The sequence below is a fragment of the Thiocapsa sp. genome (assembly GCF_022340925.1).
GTDB lineage: Bacteria > Pseudomonadota > Gammaproteobacteria > Chromatiales > Chromatiaceae > Thiocapsa.
On the sequence record NZ_JAJDNA010000046.1, the window covers coordinates 1 to 5,159 of the forward strand.

At 67.8% G+C, this 5,159-nt stretch carries 6 protein-coding genes; all 6 read right to left on the reverse strand.

What is annotated here, in order from left to right:
- On the reverse strand, nucleotides 1–625 hold a 625-nt coding region (locus LJE61_RS06270), incomplete at its 3' end, for a type II secretion system F family protein (RefSeq protein ID WP_519972965.1).
- 10 nt (nucleotides 626–635) lie between these two features.
- Entirely contained in the window at nucleotides 636–1,607 is a 972-nt protein-coding gene (locus LJE61_RS06275; RefSeq protein WP_296917791.1) for a type II secretion system F family protein, read from the reverse strand.
- Nucleotides 1,608–1,772: 165 nt separating this feature from the next.
- Nucleotides 1,773–3,146 carry a TadA family conjugal transfer-associated ATPase gene (locus tag LJE61_RS06280; protein ID WP_296917793.1) on the reverse strand — a complete coding sequence of 458 codons (1,374 nt, stop codon included), beginning with the start codon at nucleotides 3,144–3,146 and terminating at the stop codon, nucleotides 1,773–1,775.
- 17 nt (nucleotides 3,147–3,163) lie between these two features.
- Nucleotides 3,164–4,354 (reverse strand): AAA family ATPase, encoded by a 1,191-nt coding sequence (locus LJE61_RS06285; protein WP_296917795.1) that lies wholly within the window; start codon nucleotides 4,352–4,354, stop codon nucleotides 3,164–3,166.
- Between the two features lie 66 nt (nucleotides 4,355–4,420).
- Nucleotides 4,421–4,696, reverse strand: coding sequence for a hypothetical protein (locus LJE61_RS06290; protein ID WP_296917797.1), 276 nt, complete (start codon nucleotides 4,694–4,696; stop codon nucleotides 4,421–4,423).
- Between the two features lie 33 nt (nucleotides 4,697–4,729).
- On the reverse strand, nucleotides 4,730–5,159 hold a 430-nt coding region (locus LJE61_RS06295; RefSeq protein ID WP_519972967.1), incomplete at its 5' end, for a secretin GspD/PilQ domain-containing protein.

Sequence of the window (5,159 nt, forward strand, 5' to 3'; positions counted from 1 at the left end):
TGATCGCGATCTCCTGGCCGACCCGCTGGATGCCCGCGTTCAGCCCCAGACCCGCCTCGGAGCAGACCACCAGCAGATCCAGGGCGTCCGGGAGGCCGCGCCTCAGGCGCTCCTGACGCCGGTGGACCATTCTCTGCAGCAGGATGTCCGGCAGGAGAAAGCCGAGTGCCCCGGCGGCCAGGGCGAAGGGGATGGCATCCGCGATCGGGCTCCGCCGGGTGACCGCAACGCCCGCGATCACCAGCAGGGGAAGGAGCAGCGTGGACAGCACCTTGAGCCCGTAGAAGATGTTGAGGTCGCCCTCGCCGCGGAAGGCCGCCTGCTCCAGTAGCGTCGAGATCTTGAGGCGCTTGGACAGGGCCTTGGGCATCACCGCGTCGCCGAGCGCCTTGAGCCAGCCGCCGGAGGGGTTGCGTTTGACCGGGACCGGGAGGGGGTCCGCCACCTCGCCGGCCGCCTGGACCCGTCTCTTGAGCGGATCGAAGACCCCGGCGAGGAGGAAATAGGCCGCCACGATCACCATGAAGGCCGCCACGCCGAGCATGCCCGAGACCACCAGGCGGAGCCGTTCGGGATCCTCGGTCCAGCCGCCGAGCCAGCCGGTGAGACCAATCAAGCGCTCCATCGCGTCTCCCTCATACGTCGATCCGCACGATCTTGCGGAGCCACAGGATGCCCAGCACCATCAGCCCGAAGGCAACCATGACGAGCTTACGCCCGATCGGGTCTTCGGTCAGCATCGGCACGTAATCCGGGTTGATCGCCGTCATCGCGCCGGCCATGAAAAAGGGCAGGAGGGACAGGATCCAGGCCGTGAGGCGCCCTTCCGCGCTCAGGGTGCGGATGCTCCGCTGGAAACGGAAGCGCTCGCGCACCACGGCGGAGAGCTTGTCCAGGACCTCGGCGAGATTGCCGCCCGTCTCGCGTTGGATCAGGACCGTGGTCACCATGGCCATCACGGCCACGCTGGGCACCCGCTCCAGCATGCCGAGCAGGGCGCTGCGCACGTCGCCGCCATAATTGACCTCGTTGAAGACGATGCCGAATTCCTGACTGATGGGTTCAGGCATCTCCTGCGACACCAGGTGCAGCGCCTCGCCGAAGGGGAGTCCGGCGCGCAGTGCGCGGGCGACGACGGTCAGGGCGTCGGCGAGCTGCTCCTCGAACTTGGCCAGCCGCTTCGTGCGTTGTTGGCGGAAATACATGAAGGGCAGGACCGCGGCCGATGCGCCGATCAGGAGCGGGCCCAGCCCCCACCCAAGGAGCCTGCCGGCGAGCAGGGCTGCCACGACGGCCAGCGCGAGCGAGAGCAGGAGGACCTCGTGGGGTCGCCTCACAGAGCCGGCCTGCTCCATCAGGGTCTTGAGTGCGTCCATGCCCGGCAGACGCAGCAGGGCGCGCCCCAGCGGCGAGAGCTCCTTGAGGTAGCGGTCGCGCACCAGCGAGACATGCCCCGCGCCCTCTCCCTCCGTGGACAGGTCCCGGATGCGGTCGCGCAGGCGCTTCTTCGCCCCGCGCCCCGTCCCCATCAGCGGGCCGACGAACGCCTGGCTCAACAGGAAGCCGACGGTGAAGATCATCAGGATGATGAGCGTCTGGTCGGACACGGTCAGCCTCCGATCCTGGGTGATGTGGCGCGATTCATCGGCGGGCCTTGGGGGCGCGAGACGCGCCCGACTGACCCGGTGACCCGCGTCCGAGGTTTGAACCCGGCGGTGCGACGACGGTGAGCGGGCTGCGCCCTGTCCACCCGAAGGGTTCGTGTGGCTGCATCAGGCTTTGCCGGGTTGAAAGACATCGAGGTCCAAGTCCAGACCGCGCTTGCGGACCTGGTCGAAGAACTTGGGGACCAGGCCGGTCGGGCCGAAGCGACCCAGGACATTGCCGTCGCGATCAACGCCCTCGCGCTCGAAGCGGAAGATCTCCGACATGGTGATGATGTCGCCCTCCACGCCGCTGATCTCCTGGATGCTGACGATCCGCCGGCGCCCGTCCTCGTGGCGCTCGAGCTGAACGACCAGGTCCAGGGCCGAGGCGATCTGGGCACGCAGCGGCCTGCTCGGCAGGTTTACGCCGGACATGGCGACCATGCTCTCGATCCGGGTCAGGGCGTCGCGCGGTCCGTTGGCATGGATGGTGGTCAGGGAGCCGTCGTGGCCGGTGTTCATGGCCTGGAGCATGTCCAGCGCCTCGGCCCCGCGGACCTCGCCGACCACGATGCGGTCCGGGCGCATGCGCAGGCTGTTGCGCACCAGGTCGCGCTGGCTGACCTCGCCGCGGCCCTCGATGTTGGGCGGGCGGGTCTCGAGCCGGATCACATGCGGCTGCTGCAGCTGCAGCTCGGCGGAGTCCTCGATGGTGACGACGCGCTCGTCCGGCGGGATGAACCCGGAGAGCACGTTGAGCAGGGTCGTCTTACCGGTGCCGGTCCCGCCCGAGATCAGGATGTTCAGTCGTCCACGCACCACCGCCTGCAACACGCGGCCGACACTGTGGGTCAGCTCGCCCAGCTCGATCAGGCGCTCGATGGTGAGCCGGTCGACCGCGAAGCGCCGGATCGACATCACGGGGCCGTTGAGGGCGAGCGGCGGAATGATGGCATTGACGCGGGAGCCGTCCTTCAGCCGGGCGTCGACCATCGGCGAGGACTCGTCGATGCGCCGGCCGACCCGCGAGACGATCCGGTCGATGATGGTCATCAGGTGGCGGTCGTTGTCGAAGCAGGCGCCGGAGAGCTCGAGCCGTCCGTTGCGCTCCACGTAGATCTGCTCCGGGCCGTTGACCAGGATGTCCGAGATCGAGGGATCGGCGAGGAGCCCTTCCAGCGGACCCAGGCCGAGGATCTCGTTCTGGATCTCCTTGACGATGCGCTGGCGGGTCGGGACGTTGAAGGGCAGGGTCTGCTGCGCCATCAGGCGCTCGCAGATCTCCTGGATCTGGGCGCGCGCCTCGGGGTCCGCGAGCTTCGCGAGCGCCGAGAGGTCCATCATCTTGACCACGCTCTGCAGAAGCTCGTACTTGACCTCCTGCTCGGACCGCGAGAGTCCGCCTCCCAACCGCCCGCTCAGGCCGCGCCGGCGCAGGGCGTACTCGTCTTCGGTCAGCCCGGGGGGGGTGGCGAGATCGGCGGGACGCTTGTGCAACATGTCCATGGATCGGGGCCTCAGCGGCGAATGAGTGACATCCAGGGTTTCTTGGCCCGAGCGGACTCGGCATCGGCCTCGGGCTTGGCGTGGGTGGTGCGGATCAGCTCGAGTATGCGTCGGCTCAGCTGCGCGCGCGGCTCAAGCTCGAACAGCGGCACGCCGAGATTGATGCTCCGGGAGACCTCCCGGTAGTCGTTCGGCAGCGTCTCGATGCGGATGTTCGCCAGGGCCTCCCGGAAGTCGGGCAGGGTCACCTCGCCCTGTTTGCTGAACCGGTTCACGATCACGATGACCCGGTCGGGGCCGATGCCCAGCTGTCCCGTGACCATGGAGGTGAGCCGCTTGACGTCGTGCAGGTGCGCCACCGTCTGCTGGGTCACCAGCAGGATGTGGTCAGATCGGTCGAGCACGGCCGCGGTGGCCTGGTCGATGCGTCGCGGCAGATCGATGACGATCCGCTCGTAGGCCTCGTCGAGGACTGCGAGCAGCTTGGCGACCCGGTCCTCGTGCACGTCCTCCGGCAGCACCAGCCCTTCCGCGGCGGCGGCCAGCAGGGCCAGCCCGCTCGCGTGCACCTGCAGATAGCCCTGGAGCGCCGTGACGTCCAGCGAGTCGACCAGCTCCAGTGCCCGGATCAGGCCGTTGCGTGACTTGAGGTTGAAGTAGGTGGGGAGGCTGCCGAACTGAAGCTCGAAATCCAGCAGCACGGTGCGCTTCTCGAATGACTTCACCAGGATGTGCGCATAGTTCGCCGCCAGGAAGCTGGCGCCGCTGCCCCCCTTCGCATTCATGCACGTGGTGACCTCGGCCGAGAGGCCGCCGCGGCGCTCGTGCTCCTCCTTGGCGACGCGATCGAGGACCGGGACCAGGTCGTCGGCTTTGACGGGAAGGGGGAAGAAATCCCGCGCGCCGTAGCGCATGACCGCCCGCAGGAGCTCCAGATCCTCGGCCGGGCCGACCACCAGGAGCGGCTTGGCGGCCGGGCCTTCCTTCCTGAAACAGCTTTGGAGCGTGCTGCGCCAGTTGCCGGTCAGGACCAGGACGATCGCGTCGCAGACCTCCGACAGCTCCGACAGGATCGGATCCGCGCCGACACCGAGCGGCCGGGCGGAGACCAGCATTTGACGATGCTCGGCCAGCAGTGCCTCGACCTCGGAGAAGGGCGGGCTCGGCTCGCCGACGAGTAGGACTCTGAGCGGATGACGCATGGCTCGTTTACCGGTTCCGGGGCTGGTGAGGACTGACGACCAATGGCGCGGCGCGGGCGATTCGGGTCATTGGCCAAGATTGATCTGGAGAATCTCCTGCTGAACCCGTTCCGGATCCCCCACCTGGTCCCGATAGGCCCGAAGGACGTTGCCTGCCTTCTCGCCGTCGAGTCCGGTCCCGCCCGCCCAGGGGTCGCCGGTCTGGATGGCGATCATCTGCCGCACCGACTGCCCGAAGTCGGGGTCGTCGGTGATGTCCGGCTCGGTCACACAGCCATGCAAGAGCGGGCCGCAGCCAAGTGCCAAAATGCCCAATATCCGTGTCGCAGTCCTGTGTTTCATACCCTGTCCTCGTCTCCCGCTGAGATGACGGCCTCACAGATCATGACCGAAGTAGCCCTCGCTCCCGGTCTTGTCCGGACCCAGGTCGCCGCCGGTGGTGTAGCCGGAGCGCTGCTCGGGCGGCCGGGCGGTCATGCGACCCATCAGGTAGAACTCCATGTCGTCCGGCTCGACGAAGCTGTCGGTGGGCAGCTTGACCAGGGTCGGATCGTAGGAGCGCGCGAGGCGCGGGGTGACGAAGATCACCAGCTCGGTCTGGCCTTTGACGAAACTCTGACTGCGGAACAGCGTGCCGATCACCGGCAGCTCGCCGAGCCCCGGGAACTTGTCCACGTTCTCGCGCAGTGTCTCGTTGATCAGACCCGCGATCGCGATCGTCTGCCCGGTGCGGACCTCGACGGTCGAGTTCGCGCTGCGCTTGGTCAAGGCTGGAACCGCGAAGCTCTGGCTGTCACCCCCGGGG